The sequence below is a fragment of the Galbibacter sp. genome, assembly GCF_035306585.1.
In the GTDB taxonomy this organism is placed as follows: Bacteria; Bacteroidota; Bacteroidia; order Flavobacteriales; family Flavobacteriaceae; genus Galbibacter.
In genome coordinates this window covers 1-17,818 of sequence record NZ_DATGNU010000103.1, presented here as the reverse complement: position 1 = coordinate 17,818, position 17,818 = coordinate 1, and the positions used below count along the sequence as shown (strand labels likewise).

Annotated in this window: 18 protein-coding genes; 4 read left to right on the top strand and 14 right to left on the bottom strand. The window is 37.0% G+C overall.

Going from position 1 to position 17,818, the window contains the following annotated elements:
* The first annotated feature begins 100 nt into the window (after positions 1-100).
* On the top strand, positions 101-526 hold the full coding sequence (locus tag VKY50_RS09980; RefSeq protein WP_324301407.1) for an organic hydroperoxide resistance protein: 426 nt from the start codon (positions 101-103) through the stop codon (positions 524-526).
* Between the two features lie 86 nt (positions 527-612).
* On the opposite strand, the gene VKY50_RS09975 is transcribed toward VKY50_RS09980, so the two are convergent.
* The 10 genes from VKY50_RS09975 to VKY50_RS09930 form a co-directional block, all read right to left on the bottom strand.
* Positions 613-1,566 carry an aldose epimerase family protein gene (locus VKY50_RS09975; RefSeq protein WP_324301405.1) on the bottom strand — a complete coding sequence of 318 codons (954 nt, stop codon included), beginning with the start codon at positions 1,564-1,566 and terminating at the stop codon, positions 613-615.
* 577 nt (positions 1,567-2,143) lie between these two features.
* Positions 2,144-3,124 carry a sensor histidine kinase gene (locus VKY50_RS09970; protein WP_324301403.1) on the bottom strand — a complete coding sequence of 327 codons (981 nt, stop codon included), beginning with the start codon at positions 3,122-3,124 and terminating at the stop codon, positions 2,144-2,146.
* Positions 3,125-3,572: 448 nt separating this feature from the next.
* Complete coding sequence (gene secA / locus VKY50_RS09965; protein ID WP_324301401.1) at positions 3,573-6,929, bottom strand: preprotein translocase subunit SecA; 3,357 nt, start codon at positions 6,927-6,929, stop codon at positions 3,573-3,575.
* Positions 6,930-7,012: 83 nt separating this feature from the next.
* Positions 7,013-7,234, bottom strand: a complete 222-nt coding sequence (locus tag VKY50_RS09960) for a DUF2795 domain-containing protein (RefSeq protein WP_008612884.1) — start codon at positions 7,232-7,234, stop codon at positions 7,013-7,015.
* A 142-nt stretch (positions 7,235-7,376) separates the two neighbouring features.
* On the bottom strand, positions 7,377-7,952 hold the full coding sequence (locus VKY50_RS09955; RefSeq protein ID WP_324301392.1) for a cob(I)yrinic acid a,c-diamide adenosyltransferase: 576 nt from the start codon (positions 7,950-7,952) through the stop codon (positions 7,377-7,379).
* 179 nt (positions 7,953-8,131) lie between these two features.
* The gene (locus VKY50_RS09950; protein WP_324301390.1) at positions 8,132-8,434 is read right to left on the bottom strand and encodes a hypothetical protein; all 303 of its coding nucleotides are present in this window, start codon (positions 8,432-8,434) and stop codon (positions 8,132-8,134) included.
* Between the two features lie 193 nt (positions 8,435-8,627).
* Positions 8,628-10,493, bottom strand: coding sequence for an ABC-F family ATP-binding cassette domain-containing protein (locus tag VKY50_RS09945; protein ID WP_324301388.1), 1,866 nt, complete (start codon positions 10,491-10,493; stop codon positions 8,628-8,630).
* Positions 10,494-10,564: 71 nt separating this feature from the next.
* The gene (locus VKY50_RS09940; RefSeq protein WP_324301387.1) at positions 10,565-11,020 is read right to left on the bottom strand and encodes a hypothetical protein; all 456 of its coding nucleotides are present in this window, start codon (positions 11,018-11,020) and stop codon (positions 10,565-10,567) included.
* 84 nt (positions 11,021-11,104) lie between these two features.
* Positions 11,105-11,608, bottom strand: a complete 504-nt coding sequence (locus tag VKY50_RS09935; RefSeq protein WP_324301385.1) for a hypothetical protein — start codon at positions 11,606-11,608, stop codon at positions 11,105-11,107.
* A gap of 8 nt (positions 11,609-11,616) precedes the next feature.
* Positions 11,617-12,156, bottom strand: coding sequence for an RNA polymerase sigma factor (locus tag VKY50_RS09930; RefSeq protein WP_324301383.1), 540 nt, complete (start codon positions 12,154-12,156; stop codon positions 11,617-11,619).
* A gap of 297 nt (positions 12,157-12,453) precedes the next feature.
* Here VKY50_RS09930 and purD point away from each other — a divergent pair, with 297 nt between their 5' ends.
* Genes purD through VKY50_RS09915 form a run of 3 tightly spaced genes read left to right on the top strand, consistent with a single transcriptional unit; the run spans position 12,454 to position 15,481 of the window.
* A complete protein-coding gene (gene purD, locus VKY50_RS09925) occupies positions 12,454-13,725 on the top strand; it encodes a phosphoribosylamine--glycine ligase (RefSeq protein ID WP_324301381.1) in 1,272 nt (423 codons plus the stop codon).
* Between the two features lie 10 nt (positions 13,726-13,735).
* Complete coding sequence (locus VKY50_RS09920; RefSeq protein WP_324301379.1) at positions 13,736-15,037, top strand: asparagine synthetase B; 1,302 nt, start codon at positions 13,736-13,738, stop codon at positions 15,035-15,037.
* A 21-nt stretch (positions 15,038-15,058) separates the two neighbouring features.
* Entirely contained in the window at positions 15,059-15,481 is a 423-nt protein-coding gene (locus VKY50_RS09915; protein ID WP_324301377.1) for a secondary thiamine-phosphate synthase enzyme YjbQ, read from the top strand.
* Here the strand turns inward: VKY50_RS09915 and VKY50_RS09910 are convergent.
* From VKY50_RS09910 to infC, 4 genes are all read right to left on the bottom strand, one after another.
* Positions 15,462-16,289 (bottom strand): HAD family hydrolase, encoded by an 828-nt coding sequence (locus VKY50_RS09910; protein WP_324301375.1) that lies wholly within the window; start codon positions 16,287-16,289, stop codon positions 15,462-15,464. The two genes, VKY50_RS09915 and VKY50_RS09910, sit on opposite strands and share 20 nt — an antisense overlap.
* Before the next feature lie 184 nt (positions 16,290-16,473).
* Positions 16,474-16,818, bottom strand: coding sequence for a 50S ribosomal protein L20 (gene rplT, locus VKY50_RS09905; protein WP_324301373.1), 345 nt, complete (start codon positions 16,816-16,818; stop codon positions 16,474-16,476).
* A gap of 129 nt (positions 16,819-16,947) precedes the next feature.
* Positions 16,948-17,145: a 50S ribosomal protein L35 gene (gene rpmI, locus VKY50_RS09900; RefSeq protein WP_324301371.1), complete on the bottom strand. Its 198-nt coding sequence runs from the start codon at positions 17,143-17,145 to the stop codon at positions 16,948-16,950.
* A 92-nt stretch (positions 17,146-17,237) separates the two neighbouring features.
* On the bottom strand, positions 17,238-17,786 hold the full coding sequence (gene infC, locus VKY50_RS09895; RefSeq protein ID WP_324301409.1) for a translation initiation factor IF-3: 549 nt from the start codon (positions 17,784-17,786) through the stop codon (positions 17,238-17,240).
* Positions 17,787-17,818: the final 32 nt, after the last annotated feature.

Genomic DNA, 17,818 nt, shown 5'->3' with positions numbered 1-17,818 from the left:
TTGCCAAGGTTAAATTTTATAGCAAATTTAATATTTAAAATGTATATACTTTGTAGGAATAAAGGTAACTTACAGGAAATAATCAAATAAATTTTTAAAAATGAAGGCATTATATCAAGCAGTAGCCACAACAACTGGCGGAAGATCAGGACATGTGAAAAGCGATGATGGCATCATCGATATGGATTTAGAAGTTCCTAAGGGCTTAGGTGGTAAGGGAGGAGAATATACGAATCCAGAACAATTATTTGCTGCGGGTTATTCTGCTTGCTTTGGAAGTGCACTACAATTTGTAGCCAAGGAAAATGACGTATACCTTGGAGATGATTTCAAAGTTCAAGCTACCGTGGGTATTGGAAATCACCCTGAATTAGGAGGATTTCTCTTGGAAGTGACCCTTGATGTTACCTTGCCAGGGATTGAAAATGAAATAGGAGAAAAGCTCATCAATGAGGCACATGAAGTATGTCCTTATTCTAGAGCGACCGCTGATAATGTGGATGTGACTTTGAATTTAATGGTTTAAAGAATCGTAGAATATCTTAAAAATAACAAACAACAAGACCTTATAATTGTGTTATTGTAAGGTCTTGTTGCGTTTATATAGCTGGATTATTTTATGCTAAATTCGAATTTACTTTTGTTGGTATAAACTTCGCCGCTTTTCAATAGGGCAGAAGGGAACTCTGGGTGATTGGGTGCATCAGGTAAGTTTTGAGTTTCAAAACAAATAGCGGGATAGGAAGAAATAGGTTTGTTGAGAAGTAACTTTTCATCTAGGGTAGGTGGGGTATATACCACCACTGCTACTTGATTGGAACGCACCTTCATCTGTATGTGGGTTTTTGGTGAATATAATTCTGCCAAAGGATTGTTTTGCGTGACCACGTAAGTATCATCAATTCCTGCGATTGCCAATTGCTTCTGAAGTAGCGTAGGAGTCCTAAAATCAAAATGCGTCCCTTCAACACTTATAAATTTACCTGTTGGAAGAGCAGTTTGACCTTTATCTAGAACTTGATTTGAATATAAACGAAGCTCATGGTCAGTGATGGTGCCATGTCCGTTTAAATTATAATAATTATGGTTGGTTAGATTAACCACAGTGTCTTGATCGGTTTTAGCCTTGTAGGTTATTTCAAGCGTATTGTCCATTAATGTATAGGTACAAAACACCTCTAAGTTTCCAGGGTATCCTTCCTCCATATCTTTACTAAAATAGGAATACGTAATATGTGGATTTTCCCCGTGACTTATCTCGACGAGCTTCCAAGTCTTGAAAGAAAATCCTTCTTTTCCTCCATGAAGGTGAACCTCGTTCTGCGTATATAAGGGATAATTCTTTTGATTAATCGTAATACCATTTGGAGAAATTCTGCCTGCGTAACGTCCCACAGAGGCACCAAGGTAAGGCGCGTTATGAATGTAACTATCTAAATTTTTATAACCCAGCACCACATTAACATCATTTCCAAGATGATCCTTGAAAATTAATTGTTGAATGGTTGCTCCGTAATCTATTGTAGTGAGTTTTAGGTGCTTATTGGATATCGTTTGTATTTTCATTGTTTTTTGTAGAAAAAGTTCAAAATACGAAAGTACAAAATAGAATAAGAGAAAAATTCAAATAACGCTATAAAGTTTAGTTTTTAATCAGCATCAGGAGTTCTAGAATTTCTAAAGTCTCCTGGGTTAGGTAAACCTAAGGTTGTGGCAGTACACTGTTGATTTATTTTAGTTTCTTAAAGATAGGGCCTACTAATTCTCCGATCTCAGTCATCGTAAAGTTCCTACTCGGATAGGAAATAAGACCATCAAAGTTAAGCTAAAAACCATGACACCTTCATAAAGATTTCCAGGCCAATCCCGGTGTACGCTATGACGGAATCAATGATATTGATCTTATAAATTAGGAACCCTTGGTCGTTGGGAGTATAAACTCTAGCGGGATCTGCTTTCTTTGCAATTAGTGATAAAACTACCTTGTACTTTGCGAAAAATAAATATACAATTCAAAAAAAAAGATAAGCATTGCAACCAGTCTAGTGGGTCTTTGCCAACAATAATTTTCTTATAATTGTCCAACGGTATTTTTGGAGGATTCCACCCTGATAGCTTATTTAAAAATGTATTTAAAGGGGGATTAAATTTCTTTAAATTTCACTAAAAAAGTAGTGCCCGATGTACTTGCTACTAATTTTAAAGTTCCGCCGAGTTGCCTTGCTAATTTTCCAATTAGTTTTACCCCCATTGAGTTTGAGGTGCCTTGAAAGGTATTTGCATCTATTCCAATACCTGTATCGGAGTATGTGAGTAGGTAATATACGGGGTCGGTTTTCTCAATATTTACATTAATTGTACCCTTATTAGTATCTGGGAAAGCGTGTTTTAGCGAATTAGTAATCAATTCACTAATAAGAAGACTCAGTGGAACAGCAGTTTCGATATTAAATTGTATACATTTAATATTGATGTTACACTGTATTTCTTCGTCTGTTCTTTTAAAGGAGTCTATAAGAAAATTGCAAAGCTGCTCGACATAATTCTGGTAGTTAATCTTGGAGAGATCCACATGCGCATACAGCATTTCATGGACCATTGCCATGGAAAAAACACGATTTTGATTGCTGTGCAAAATGGATTTTATCTCTTGATTATCATGAGATCGTGCCTGCATATTTAATAGACTAGCGATCGTTTGGAGGTTGTTTTTCACTCTGTGGTGAATCTCTTTTAATAGCAGTTCTTTTTCGTGGTTTTTCTTTTCAATTTCACGTTTTGACTGATAAAGTTTGTTGTAATTTCCAAGGAGCATTCTCCCGAAAATATCTCCAGAGATATATAGGCAAAACAATACTACCAATAAGCTGAAAATTGATCTAGACTCACTTGGAACCATCATAGGGAAGTGTATTCCCACCAAAGGACAGAGGAAGATGGCTAAAATAGTTACTAAAATAAAATATAAATGAAACTTCCCGTAACTTCTTGTTGATACATAGCCTGAGAACACGATAAGTAATAAAACAAAGATAAACGGACTTTTAATTCCCCCACTGTATAAGCAGACTATAATAGACCCGATAAGTCCTAAAGTAGTACTGATGATATAGGAAGTGTGCAAATTTTTATGTTTAGCAAATAACCAACTATTGGTTAAACTTAGAACACTATAAGTGATAAGCGTGTGTGGTATAACTTTTTTAATATCTAAGAAGAAATAGAAAATTACTGCAAAGCAGATCATTGTCACCGAAGCGAAATAGTTCATTTTTACGATAAGGTCAATTTTTTCCTTATGCCTTTGAGAATAAAAAATAGGTCTTTTGTTCATTGGATCAAAAAGCAGACAACAATGAAGTATGTTTAAACTTTTGGTTTGTAATAAATGAAGGCTGGGAGAGAAGGGGGACAGGGTATTTATATTAAAAAACGTTCGTTAGTTAACTTCAAGATCTACTATTATTTTACAGTTCACGTATTGTTAGGATAAAGTTATCCAATTTTTCTCAAAAAAAAAGCAGTAGACATGAAATTATCTACTGCTAATGTTGAAATTTGTAATAAATAGATTACTCTTCTACTAATACCCACTCACCTTTTGCAAGTAAAGGCTCAGCTTGTTTGAATTTCATACTTTTATTTTCACCTGTGACTACGTTTTTCAATGTAACTCGGTCATTCCTATTGATTTTTGGACGATCTCTAACAATGGTCTCAGTGATTTGACTGCGCTGTTGGTTCTGCCCAGCGGCTCTGTTTTGAGCTGCCAATTCGTCACTATTGGGTATTTCTTCTTTAGAAGTTTGGTAATTCTCTTTTTTCCTTACCTCTTTAGCTTCTTGAATAGGTGCTGTGTCCTCAGTAGGCAATTCTCCTTTGAATAGAAAAGAAATGACTTCTCTATTGACATTGTCAATCATTGCTTTAAAGAGCTCAAAGGCTTCGAATTTATAAATTAGTAATGGATCTTTTTGCTCGTGAACAGCCAACTGAACGGACTGTTTCAACTCATCCATTTTTCTCAAATGCGTTTTCCAAGCATCATCGATAATGGCAAGGGTAATGTTCTTCTCAAAATCAGATACTAATTTTTTACCCTCCGATTCATACGCTTCCTTGAGGTTGGTAACCACTTTTAAGGTCTTGATTCCATCGGTAAAGGGCACTACGATCCGCTCGAAACGATTACTTTGATTTTCATATACATTTTTAATGACAGGGAAGGCTGTTTGAGCATTTCGCTCTACCTTATTTTGGTAGTACTCAAGGGCTGCTTTATAAATAATTGTGGTAATATCCTTAACTGATTTGTTTTTGAATTCAGCCTCTGATATAGGGGAGGTTATAGAGAAGTATTTGATGAGTTCAAATTCAAAGTTTTTATAATCATCCGCTACTTTATTGGTTTCAACTATAGCCTCCGTGGTATCAAATACCATATTGGCGATATCAACCTTTAACCTTTCTCCCTGTAATGCGTGCCTTCTACGCTTATATACCACCTCTCTTTGGGCGTTCATCACGTCATCGTATTCCAATAATCGCTTACGAACACCAAAGTTGTTTTCTTCTACTTTTTTCTGTGCACGTTCTATGGATTTTGTCATCATAGAGTGCTGTATTACCTCGCCTTCTTCTAGTCCCATGCGGTCCATCATTTTGGCCACTCGATCAGAACCGAATAAACGCATTAGGTTGTCCTCTAAAGAAACATAGAACTGCGAACTTCCTGGATCCCCCTGACGACCAGAACGACCTCTTAGCTGTCGATCCACACGTCTAGAATCATGTCTTTCTGTTCCTATAATAGCTAATCCTCCTGCATCTTTTACCGATTTGCTCAATTTAATATCCGTACCACGACCGGCCATGTTGGTTGCAATGGTAACTACCCCTGGATTTCCAGCCTCGGCTACGATTTCAGCTTCCTTTTTATGCATTTTCGCATTGAGAACATTATGAGGGATCTTGTTAAAAGTAAGCATTTTGGAAAGTAGCTCAGAGATTTCAACCGATGTTGTACCCACCAGTACTGGTCTACCTTCTTTGACTAACTTAACGATATCTGCAATTACCGCGTTGTACTTTTCCCTTTTGGTCTTATAGATTAGGTCCTGCTTATCATCACGCGCGATCGGCCTATTGGTAGGAATTTCAACAACATCTAATTTATAGATTTCCCAGAACTCTCCAGCTTCCGTCACTGCGGTACCAGTCATACCAGAAAGCTTCTTGTACATCCTGAAGTAATTTTGAAGGGTTACGGAGGCAAATGTTTGCGTAGCCGCTTCAATTTTGACGTTCTCCTTAGCCTCTATTGCCTGGTGTAAACCATCAGAGTAACGACGACCATCCATAATACGTCCGGTCTGCTCATCCACAATCATAACCTTATTGTCCATTACCACATACTCTACGTCTTTCTCAAATAGGGTATAGGCCTTGAGTAATTGATTCATAGTGTGAATACGTTCACTCTTAATGGAGAAGTCTTTAAAGAGATTCTCTTTAAGTTCTGCTTCTTCCTCAACAGGTAATCCTTTTTTCTCGATCTGTGCGATTTCTGTTCCAATATCTGGCATCACAAAGAAATCAGGATCGGTATCACCTGATAGATATTCAATTCCTCTATCGGTTAATTCGATCTGATTGTTTTTCTCGTCGATAACAAACCATAATTCGTGGTCGATAATAGGCATCTCACGGTTGTTATCCTGCATATAGTGATTTTCAGTTTTCTGAAGAAGTTGTTTGATCCCTTCCTCACTTAAATACTTGATCAACGCCTTATTTTTAGGCAGTCCACGATGCACTCGTAGGAGTTGAATTCCACCTTCTTTAACGTTGCCTTCTGCGATGAGCTTTTTAGCTTCTGCTAAAACCCCATTAAGGTAATGTCTTTGTTTTGCAACAATATCACTTACCTTTGGCTTTAATTCATTAAACTCGTGGCGGTCTCCCTGTGGAACAGGTCCAGAAATTATCAGTGGCGTACGAGCATCATCGATTAGTACAGAATCCACCTCATCTACGATGGCGTAATTATGCTTGCGTTGTACAAGGTCTTCTGGCGTGTGTGACATATTATCCCTAAGGTAGTCGAACCCAAATTCGTTATTAGTACCATAAGTAATGTCAGCCTCATAGGCCAAACGTCTGCCTACAGACCCGGGTTTGTGGTTATCGATACAGTCGATAGACATCCCGTGGAATTCAAATAAAGGTCCCATCCAAGCGCTATCCCTTCTGGCAAGGTAATCATTCACTGTTACTAAGTGAACACCGTTTCCTGTTAAGGCGTTCAGGTATACCGGAAGGGTCGCAACCAATGTTTTACCTTCCCCAGTTTGCATCTCTGCGATTTTACCCTGGTGTAGTGCAATACCACCGATAAGTTGAACATCATAATGAACCATATCCCAGGTGACTTCTTTACCAGCGGCATCCCAAGAATTCTTCCAAATAGCCTTGTCTGCTTCGAGACTCACATAGTCTTTGGATCCCGATAAAGTTCTATCAAATTCGCTTGCCGTGACGCTAATAGTTGAATTATGAGCAAAACGTTTAGCTGTTTCTTTTACTACCGCAAAAGCCTCTGGTAGGATTTCATCAAGTACTTTTTCTGTGATCTCATAACCTTGGACCTCAAGGCTATCTATCTCAGTGTAGATGTCTTCATTTCGATCGATATCTTGAGAAGATTCTGCTTCTGCTTTTAATGCGGCGATTTTTTGATCGATATCAGCTCTTGCTGCTTTTATTTTTTCTTTGAATTGAATTGTTTTATTTCGAAGTTCATCATGTGAAAGTACAGAAAGTGCATCTTCGAACGTGTGTATTTTATCAACTAAGGGACGTAACTCTTTTACATCCTTCTTTGCTTTATCACCAACAAATGCTTTTAATATGGAATTGAGTAAACTCATGTTTATTTGATTTGTATCTTCAAAATTAAGCAAAAAAAAAGCCTCTTTAGAGACTTTTTTGCTTTATAATGTTAATGTGTTTGTTAATATTCATCCTCATTCCAGAGATAATCCTCTTCTGTAGGATAATCTGGCCAAATTTCTTCAATAGATTCATACATGTCACCCTCATCCTCCATGGCTTGTAGATTTTCCACAACCTCCAATGGGGCTCCGGTTCTAATAGCATAATCAATTAACTCATCTTTTGTTGCTGGCCAAGGTGCATCATCTAAGTACGATGCGAGTTCTAATGTCCAATACATTTGCTATTGATTTTAGTTTTGTGCAAAAATAAATTTTTAAAGTAAAAAGTCAAGTAATTTTTGTATTATTTATATATTATTTCCAAGAACGTACAAAATCTGATTTTTTAATGAAGTTTCGTTAATACAAACGAGTGTTTCTTCATTTTTCTTTATCAGGAGCCCATAATATTTGATTGGCTTTAAGCTCAAAAGACAACTTTCGTGCCAATACAAATAAATAATCAGACAATCGATTCAAATATTGCAAAACATATGGATCAACCGCCTCATTTTCATTTAAATGGCTTACATTTCGTTCCGCTCGACGGCATATGGTTCTGGCAATATGACAGTATGACACAATGATGTGTCCCCCTGGCAATACAAAATGTGTCATTGGTTCAAGCGTTTGATCCATTAGATCTATTTCTTGTTCTAGAAACGCGATATCTTCCATCTGGATCCACCTAATATTTAGGCGCTTTTTACCGTTTTTCAAAAATAATTTTTCCTTTGGTGTAGCTAAAATTGAACCTAGGGTAAATAGATGCTCTTGAATTTTTATGAGGTGGTTTTTGTAGTGTTGAGAAATGTCTTGATCACGTATTAATCCCAACCAAGAATTTAATTCATCCGTAGTGCCATAAGCGTCAATTCGAATATGGTGCTTAGCAACCCGATCTCCTCCAAATAGGGATGTATTGCCTTTATCTCCAGTTTTAGTATAAATTTTCAAAATGGTTTAGTTATTTCTTTTGTTTCGGTATCCTTTATAAAAATCTTGTTTGTTCCGACCTCTGAGTTTATTCATATTTTTTTTGTGGTTTAACCAAACTAATACGAATAGGACGGCAATTACTATAATCCATAAAATACTTGTTTCCATAAATTTTGACTTTAATAGAATATACAAGATTATATTCGAATTCTAAAATTTTCTTTATGCTGCCCAGGTTTGTAAAATAGAAAACCGAGGTTATAAAAATTTAAACTTAGTGTTATTTTTGGGCTTTGACATAAGTCTTGCCATTTGTGGTAATCTTTGTCAACATGATCTACAATAATAAAGGGTGCACGTTTGAGCTTTTGTTCTATTGCTTCAATGGAATGTTCCATGATGCTTATGTAGTGTGTCCGATCTTTGGTAAATTCACCGGTATGCGCAATTTGTAAAGAATCATCATTAAAATAGTAGAGCGCCCGATTTATAATCATCATCTTCCTATAATCCTTTATGTGATATAGGTTTTGCCACTTTATAAGTAGGTCTTGGGTTGGAATATTTTCCTTTCTATATAATGCTTTTGTAAGCAATTGATACACAAAAGGGGAGTGTACACCATGTTGATTATTCGATGCCCATAAATATTTTAGATATGAAAAACGCAATAACATTTCTAAAATTAATGTATTAGGAATCCATTTTCATGGATAATTCAAACCAGCTTGCGGTTTTTTCATCAATTTCATTTATGATTTTTTGCAGTTTGATGGAATACTCATCCACCTGTTCCCCAGTGAGTACTTCATTGGCGAATACACCTTCGATTTCCTTTTTCTCTTCTTCCAGCTTGGCAATGGAACGCTCTAAGCGTTTATATTCTTTCTGTTCCTCATAAGAAAGGGCGTTGTTTTGATCTTTTTTCCAAGTCTTCTTGTTGTTTTCAGTACTTGGTTTACTCTCTTTTTCTATTACAACACTATTTTCATAACTTCGAAAATCTGAATAATTTCCAGGGAAATCTTCAATTGCTGCCTCACCCCTAAAGACAAATAGGTGATCCACAATTTTGTCCATGAAATAACGGTCGTGAGACACTACGATTAAACAACCTGGAAAATCTAGTAAAAAAGATTCTAGTACGTTCAAGGTAACGATATCCAGATCGTTGGTTGGTTCATCTAGGATTAAAAAATTAGGATTCTGTATCAAAATAGTGCATAAATACAGGCGCTTGAGTTCACCTCCACTGAGTTTCTCCACGTAATCGTATTGCTTTTTTCGATCGAATAGAAAACGCTCTAAGAGTTGTGCTGCTGAGATTTGCCTTCCTTTGGTCAAGGGAATGAACTCTCCAAATTCCTTTATAACATCGATGACCTTCTGGCCTTGTTTAGACTGGATACCATTTTGTGTATAATAGCCAAACTTGACCGTTTCACCGATGACAACCTTCCCAGCATCTGGTTTTATTTGTGAGGTAAGAATATTTAGAAAAGTGGATTTCCCAGTGCCGTTTTTGCCAATGATCCCAATCCGTTCTCCTTTTTTAAAGGTGTAATTAAATTTGTTTAAAATGGGTTTGTCTTTAAAAGAAAGCGATACATTGTGAAATTCCACAATTTTGGTTCCTAGTCGCTCCATATTAATCTCAAGCTGTACTTTGTGTTCTTGTCGACGCTTGTGGGCTTGTTCTTTTATTTTAAAGAAATCATCGATACGAGATTTGGACTTGGTAGTACGCGCCTTTGGTTGTCTACGCATCCATTCCAGTTCTTTAGTATATAGATTCTTTGCTTTCTCCACAGAGGCTTGTTCAGCTTGTATTCTGGCTTCCTTCTTCTCTAAATAGTAAGAATAACTCCCTTTGTATTGGTATATCTGACCGTTTTCAAGCTCGATGATTTCATTGCACACCCGTTCTAAAAAATAACGGTCGTGGGTAACCATAAATAAGGTGATGTTTTCCTTTGCAAAGTACTGTTCTAACCATTCTATCATTTCTAAATCGAGATGGTTGGTGGGTTCGTCGAGGATAAGGAGATCAGGGGTATTGAGCAATATAGTGGCCAGGGCCAATCGCTTTTTTTGTCCTCCTGACAGGTTACTGACACGTTGATGGAGGTCATCGAGTTTTAATTGTGAAAGTATGAGCTTATATTGGGTTTCAAAGTCCCAAGCGTTTTTAATTTCCATCTGCTCGAATGCCTTTTGATAGGCATCTTCGTCTGCTGGATTTTCAAGCGCATGCTCGTATTGTTGTATGGTTTTTAAGATATTGTTATCTGAGGCGAAGATGGTTTCTTCCACCGTCAAATTATTGTGTAGATTAGGCTCTTGAGCAAGATAAGAAATACGGATACCATTTCTGGAAATTACTTGACCACTATCAGGTGTATCCTGCCCAGTAATTATATTCAAAAGCGATGTCTTGCCAGTCCCATTTTTGGCAATAAAAGCAATTTTTTGATCTTTATTGATCCCGAATGATATGTCGGAAAATAAAATGCGTTCGCCATAAGATTTGGCGACATTCTCGACAGATAAATAATTCACAGACTTTAGTTTTTACAAAGTAAAGCAATTTATAGCTCATTACATATAGTCTGTGGCTGAATTAAACGGTGTTACTTTTCCTTGTTGTGATACTCTTTTTTTAGCTTTTCTAGTAATTTGTGATTGAAGTCATCTTCGAGCTTTTTAAGGTGTAGTATTTTAGTCGACGGCATAATATCTGATAGATCTTCGAAGAGTTTCTTCTCGAGCTCTAAACTTTTCTTCTTTATGGTGATTAGTTGCTCAAGCGTTTTCTTTGCTTGCGCTTCTGAGACTTCGCCAAACTCATTATCTCTGAGCAGATGCTTGATCCCTTTATACTCCTTGTAAACCTCGGTGTACTTGTGATCCTCGTAACTATTATAAATTGGCCAGAATTTTTGTGCCTCTTCGGTTGTTAGATTGAGATTATCCGTTATAAAAGCGATCTTTAGTGACTTTATATAATCTCGTTTGCTTTTCTTTTGAGCCATACCTTGCCCAAAAGCGAAAACAAATAGTAGTAGTAAAAGGATGTACTTTTTCATCTTGTTTTGTGATCTTTTATCTAATTCCGTTTTAATTGTTAGTTCCTATTACTGGATTTGGTCTGCCTAGGGCAGTAAGGTGGTTTATTCAAATGTAAGGGTGTAATTATCGATATTATTTTGATTTAAGTATTCTATAATTTCTTCCCTAGGGATAGGATCTGTCATTTCAATACCTTCCAACGAAACCCCTTCAAAGGTGTCAATGATTTCATAGGTGTTTAAATTGAGAAAACCATCATCAATATAGGTTTTAACGTCAAAAGATGTAAGCTCTTCGACTTGTTCAGTGGTAAGTGGGCTTGTCGTCTTGATCAATACAAATCCAAGGATTAATGTCGCAGCAATAGAACTCACAGCATACAACCAACGCACCTTAGTCCCTCTAGCCGTGGACGCTTCCATCTCCATCGTATTCCATAAGCGTTTCTCAAAATCTTCCAGGTACCCACTAGGTACCTTAAACCCAGTGACTTTTGGTATGGCCTCAGAGGTGTTTATTTTTTTCTCCAGGCGATTATCAAAGTCCGAAAAATAGTTCACAGGCACTGAAAAATCTATTTTATTTTTTGATACTTTCCTCTCCATTTCTTAGTTTACAATTTTGTTAATTGCGTTTCGATTTTCTTTACTGCGTGGTGATATGAAGCTTTTAGAGCCCCTACAGAGGTTTCTAATATGGACGACATATCCTCATATTTCAGTTCTTCAAAGTATTTCATGTTAAACACTATTCGCTGCTTTTCAGGAAGCGTTGCAATAGCCTCTTGTAATTTTAGCTGAATTTCATCTCCGTCAAAATAACTATCAGCCTTTAAATTTTCTACCATTTTCTGTTGTAATTCCTCATTACTTATATCGTAAAATTTCGCTCTTTTTTGTAAAAAACTTAGAGCCTCATTGGTTGCGATACGATACATCCAAGTATATATGGCGCTGTCCTCTTTAAAGGATTGTATGTTTCTATATACTTTAATAAAGGTGTTTTGTAACACATCATCTGCATCATCATGATCGAGAACAATTCGTCGAATATGCCAATACAATCGTTCCTTGTATTTTTCCACAAGGGCTTTAAAAGCTTTTTCTTGAGTGGTACTACTCTTGAGCTCTTTTATGACGATATTATCCTGCAATTGTCTTGATTTACAAATTAGACACTAATTTAAGCAAAAGGTTTAATTCTTAACAGATTGACATGAGAATATTAGTATTAAGAAGAGAGCAATCTCGATTGTAAATCACGGGTATTACTTCCACTTACTGCTTTTAGAATCGTTTGTTATTAATAATAACTGATAGGTATAGGTTTGTAACTATCAAGCTATCACAAAGCGAACTAGGGTTGTTTTTTCTTCAAATAAATTATGTTTTTGCAAATGCTCTAGGTAACTTTGGCAGCACAAAATTTTAATGATCAAAAATTGGACTTGATGAATATACTGATTATTGGTTCGGGGGGACGTGAACATACCCTTGCCTGGAAAATTGCACAAAGTGAACTGTTAAATACCTTATATGTTGCTCCTGGGAATGCAGGTACTGCAAGCTTTGCAGAGAACGTTTCAATATCGGTAAATGAATTTGATAAAATTAAAGACCTTGTCATTGAGAAGGATATTTCCTTAGTGGTAGTAGGTCCGGAAGATCCACTAGTTAATGGAATCCATGATTTCTTTTTACAGGATGAATCCTTAAAGGACATTCCAGTAATAGGGCCTCAAAAAGCAGGTGCAATTTTGGAGGGAAGCAAAGAATTTGCAAAGGATTTTATGGCTAGACACCAAATCCCAACGGCAGCCTATAAGAGTTTTACCGCACAGGAACTTGAACAAGGATACGATTTCTTAGAGACGCTAGCTCCTCCATATGTTTTAAAGGCGGATGGATTGGCTGCAGGAAAAGGGGTGCTTATCCTGGAGGATTTAAATCAGGCAAAAACGGAGTTGAAAAACATGTTGGTCGATGCTAAATTTGGTAAGGCAAGTAACAAGGTCGTTATTGAAGAGTTTTTAAGTGGAATTGAACTTAGTGTCTTTGTCTTAACCGATGGAAAAAACTACTTAACCTTACCAACTGCTAAAGATTACAAACGTATCGGGGAAGGAGATACAGGATTAAATACGGGCGGTATGGGCGCTATTTCTCCAGTACCTTTTGCCGATGAATCTTTTATGCGTAAAGTAGAGGAGCGAATAATAAAACCTACCATTGATGGTTTTGTTAAGGATAATATCCCCTATAAAGGATTTGTTTTTATAGGGCTGATTAAAGTAGGGGAGGAACCATTTGTTATAGAATACAATGTGCGTATGGGGGATCCAGAAACCGAGGTGGTTATTCCCAGAATAAAAAATGATTTAGTACCTCTTTTTAAAGCCGTTGGTAACGGTACACTAGATACCATAACATTAGAGCTTGATAAGCGATCAGCTACCACCGTTGTGGGTGTTTCGGGGGGATATCCTGAAGCCTATCAAAAGGGTAAAGTAATTACGGGTCTGGAAACCGTTGAAGATTCGGTTGTATTCCATGCTGGTACCACATTAAAAGATGAGAAAGTAGTGAGCGCTGGGGGACGCGTATTAGCCGTTACCTCTTATGGAGAAAACTTTAAAGAGGCTCTTAGAATTACCTATAAGAACCTTGAAAAAATTGATTTTCAAGGAATGTATTACAGGAAAGATATCGGGTTCGATCTGTAAAATAAAAAGGATGCAAAACATAGAATTAAATAAAAAAAGGAGAGGGGTCTTAAAATTGGGATGCCTCTTTTTTTTACTGTTCATATATGCGCCGAGTGCATGGGCTTCTTATATTTTAATTCCTATGGATGCCCAAGATCAAGAGAATCATTTAAAAGCCTATGGTATCACTTATTGGGTATTATCGAAAAATGAAAAAGTTAAGTGGCTGCTAAATTATAGAGGGGGGGCTTTTTTAATGAAAGACAATGAACAAATTCAACATGAATGTAAAATAAGAGGCGTTTCTTTTGAATTATTAAGTGATGCTGCGGCGCAGGATTTACTCCAAGAGATCAGCAGTCCATCCAAGAATCAAGATGCAGTTATTTTGGAAAAAGCTCCTAAAATTGCGGTGTATTCCCCCAAAGGGAACCGTCCATGGGATGATGCCGTTACGATGGTTTTGACCTATGCAGAGATCCCTTATGAAGTGGTCTATGATCGAGAAGTCCTTGAGGATCGTCTAATTGCGTTTGATTGGTTGCATCTTCATCACGAAGACTTTACAGGGCAATACGGTAAATTTTATGGGGCCTACCGGGCAACCCCTTGGTATATTAAGGAGAAACAAGAAGCAGAATCGCTAGCAAAAGAACTAGGATATCAGAAAGTTTCACAGCAAAAATTAGCGGTTGCTTTAAAAATTCGTGATTATGTTGTGGGTGGCGGATTTATGTTTGCCATGTGCTCGGCAACGGATAGCTTTGATATTGCTCTGGCAGCTCAAGGGGTCGATATTTGTGAGACGATGTTTGATGGAGATCCATCAGAACCGAATTATCAATCGAAACTCGATTTTAATAACACTTTCGCTTTTCAAGACTTTATACTCAGTAGAAACCCTTTAGAATATGAGTTTTCATCCATTGATATGACCTCTCAAAGAAAAACAGTTCAGCGTGATACAGACTATTTCACTTTAATGGAATTTTCTGCCAAATGGGATCCAGTACCTACAATGTTATGCCAAAACCACACCGTTCTCGTGAAGGGGTTTATGGGGCAAACTACCGCATATCATCCCGCGACAATTAAACCTACTGTCCTAGTGATGGCAGAGAATAAGGTAAATGGTGAGGCACGTTATATCCATGGGGTTAAAGGAAGTGGATTCTTTACCTTCTATGGAGGTCATGATCCAGAGGATTACCAGCACAGGGTAGGGGATCCAAAGACGGCTTTGGAATTACATCCGAATTCACCAGGTTACCGGTTAATTCTCAATAATGTTTTATTTCCAGCTGCCCAAAAGAAAAAGCAAAAGACTTAAATTTAACAAACACGATTACTGGTGAATATTTTTCAAAAAGAAATACGGCTTGAGCCACGAAAACGAGGTTTTCATATCGTTACCCAGGAGATTATAAAGAACTTTCCAGAGATTAAAAAAATAAACGTGGGCCAGCTACAGGTGTTTATAAAGCATACCTCTGCCAGTCTCACCATAAATGAAAACGCGGATCCAAGTGTTCGCGTAGATTTTGAGAGTCATTTTAATGTAATGATACCAGAGCAGGCACCCTACTACATTCATACCTTTGAAGGACCAGATGATATGCCTGCCCATATCAAAAGTTCAGTTTTAGGAAGTTCGGTAAATATTCCAATTACCAATGGAAAATTAAACCTTGGAATTTGGCAGGGTATTTACCTATGTGAACATCGTGATTATGGTGGGGCTCGATCTTTGGTACTTACAGCTTTTGGAGCTTAGCGGATTCTTTTGCATCAATAAGCTGTTCTAAAATGTATTCCACCCCATTTTCCTCATTACTCTTAGTGCTATAATTGGCCACTTTCTTTACCTCCGGGTGTGCATTTTCCATAGCGTAACTAAAGGTGGCTAAACCTAACATTTCTAAGTCGTTGTTGTAGTCCCCAAAAACCATGGTCTGCTCTGGCGTATAACCCAGTTTTTCTTGTAAAAGTCGCAGGGCATGCCCTTTATGTGCATTGGGGTGTGAAATATCGACCCAATTTGGACCAGATACTTTGACCTGGAGTTTATCTTCAAGATGCTTCACTGCTGGATATATGAACGTTTCAGAACTTTCAAAATGATAGATTGCGATCTTTACAAACTCATCATCCTCTACAGCCGTTAAATCTTCTACTCTTTCGTACCTTGCGTAATATTCATTAAATAAATTAATGAAAGTTTCATTGGTAGTCTCCACATAAGACGATTTTTTACCACAGAGAACAATATAGGAGTCCTTAACGGTCCTAAGTAAGTGGATAAGCTCAAATACTTTCTCCTTGTGCATTTGGGTCACCAATAGCTCTTTTTGTCCTCTTCTAGCGATTCCACCATTTTCTGCAATGATGGTGATATCATCCACAATTGGAGATAATTTATTGGCTATACTATAATACTGTCTACCACTAGCTGCAGCAAAGTGAATATTATGAGCCTTGAGCTGTTCAAATAAGGAGTAGAACTGCTTACTTACTTCACCTTGGTCGTTAAGTAAAGTTCCGTCCATATCTGTAACCACTAGTTTAACTTGCGCTAAATTCATTTTTCTTGTCAATTTTTTCAACTAGCAAAAGTAAGCATTCTTTACTTAAAATTAGTTAAGTCCTTGTTAGGATTTGGAATGGAAGATCGCATAAGCAAAGGTGATGTGATGGTCCATATACGATAAAAAAAATCCAGCTAAAAAGCTGGATTTTTATAAGCGGATATCATATGTTGTTAAACGTTTACTTTACTTTATTGACAATTGCCTTAAAAGCCTCTGGGTTGTTCATAGCTAAATCGGCTAAAACCTTACGGTTAAGTTCGATATTATTAGCTCTTAATTTTCCCATAAACTGTGAATAGGACAATCCGTGTAAGCGAGCACCTGCATTAATACGGGTGATCCACAAAGCGCGGAAAGTTCTTTTCTTATTTCTGCGGTCTCTATACGAATACAACATCGCTTTTTCAACCGCATTTTTGGCAACCGTCCAAACGTTTTTACGTCTACCGTAGTAGCCTTTTGCTTGCTTCATCACTTTTTTTCTTCGTGCTCTTGAAGCTACTGAATTTACTGATCTTGGCATAATTTTAATTTTTTGTAGCAGGCGATTTTATAGGTTAACTTCCAGTACTTTTGAAAGCCGAAGCCTTATAAAATTCTTGAATGAGCCTGACTCCAGGGTTAAACAATATTAATTGAACCGAAAGAACAATTATTTTAAACGTAATTGTTCTTTAATGCTCGACTCATCTGCTTTATCAACTAAAGTACTATGAGTAAGGGCAAGCTTACGCTTTTTAGATTTTTTAGTCAAAATGTGACTCTTAAAAGCATGCTTTCTTTTAATCTTACCTGAACCAGTTAGCTTGAATCGCTTTTTGGCACTGGATTTCGTTTTCATTTTAGGCATAATTCCTAATATTTATTTATGTATATCGCGCTTATTATCTACTGTTTGGATACTCAACGAGTTCCAAATTCATTCTTTTATAGGTAACTAGTTTACTTTGCCTTCTTAGGAGCAATAAACATGGTCATACGTTTACCCTCTAATTTGGGCATCTGTTCAACTTTACCAAGGTCTTCTAACTCGGAAGCCAAACGTAACAAGAGGATTTCTCCCTGGTCTTTATATACAATCGAACGACCTTTAAAGAAAACATATGCCTTTAATTTTGCACCTTCTTTAAGGAATTTCTCAGCATGTTTCTTTTTAAACTCATAATCGTGATCATCTGTATTTGGACCGAAACGTATCTCTTTTACCACAACCTTAGAGGCTTTTGCCTTTAAAGCTTTATCGCGTTTCTTCTGTTCGTATAAGAATTTTTTATAATCCATTATTTTACAAACAGGAGGGTTCGCATTTGGTGAAATCTCAACGAGATCAAGCCCCAACTCTTCAGCCTTGCTTAAGGCCACTTTTGTCGGGTAAACATCCATCTCAACATTATCGCCAACCAATCTCACTTCTGGTATACGAATTTCGCCGTTGATTCTATGAGGGTTTTTCTCTTCTCTTCTTCGAGCGTTTCTGTTAAATCTTTTAATTGCTATGGTTACTAAATTTTAATTAAACTTAA

What these genes read in the sequence shown, in the direction of transcription:
- secA (WP_324301401.1), bottom strand. Translation starts at nt 6,929, where the DNA reads ATGAGTTTACTCAATTCCATATTAAAAGCATTTGTTGGTGATAAAGCA.
- VKY50_RS09960 (WP_008612884.1), bottom strand. Translation starts at nt 7,234, where the DNA reads ATGTATTGGACATTAGAACTCGCATCGTACTTAGATGATGCACCTTGG.
- VKY50_RS09980 (WP_324301407.1), top strand. Translation starts at nt 101, where the DNA reads ATGAAGGCATTATATCAAGCAGTAGCCACAACAACTGGCGGAAGATCA.
- VKY50_RS09940 (WP_324301387.1), bottom strand. Translation starts at nt 11,020, where the DNA reads ATGAAAAAGTACATCCTTTTACTACTACTATTTGTTTTCGCTTTTGGG.
- VKY50_RS09935 (WP_324301385.1), bottom strand. Translation starts at nt 11,608, where the DNA reads ATGGAGAGGAAAGTATCAAAAAATAAAATAGATTTTTCAGTGCCTGTG.
- VKY50_RS09975 (WP_324301405.1), bottom strand. Translation starts at nt 1,566, where the DNA reads ATGAAAATACAAACGATATCCAATAAGCACCTAAAACTCACTACAATA.
- VKY50_RS09920 (WP_324301379.1), top strand. Translation starts at nt 13,736, where the DNA reads ATGCAAAACATAGAATTAAATAAAAAAAGGAGAGGGGTCTTAAAATTG.
- rpmI (WP_324301371.1), bottom strand. Translation starts at nt 17,145, where the DNA reads ATGCCTAAAATGAAAACGAAATCCAGTGCCAAAAAGCGATTCAAGCTA.
- purD (WP_324301381.1), top strand. Translation starts at nt 12,454, where the DNA reads ATGAATATACTGATTATTGGTTCGGGGGGACGTGAACATACCCTTGCC.
- VKY50_RS09950 (WP_324301390.1), bottom strand. Translation starts at nt 8,434, where the DNA reads ATGATGATTATAAATCGGGCGCTCTACTATTTTAATGATGATTCTTTA.
- VKY50_RS09910 (WP_324301375.1), bottom strand. Translation starts at nt 16,289, where the DNA reads ATGAATTTAGCGCAAGTTAAACTAGTGGTTACAGATATGGACGGAACT.
- rplT (WP_324301373.1), bottom strand. Translation starts at nt 16,818, where the DNA reads ATGCCAAGATCAGTAAATTCAGTAGCTTCAAGAGCACGAAGAAAAAAA.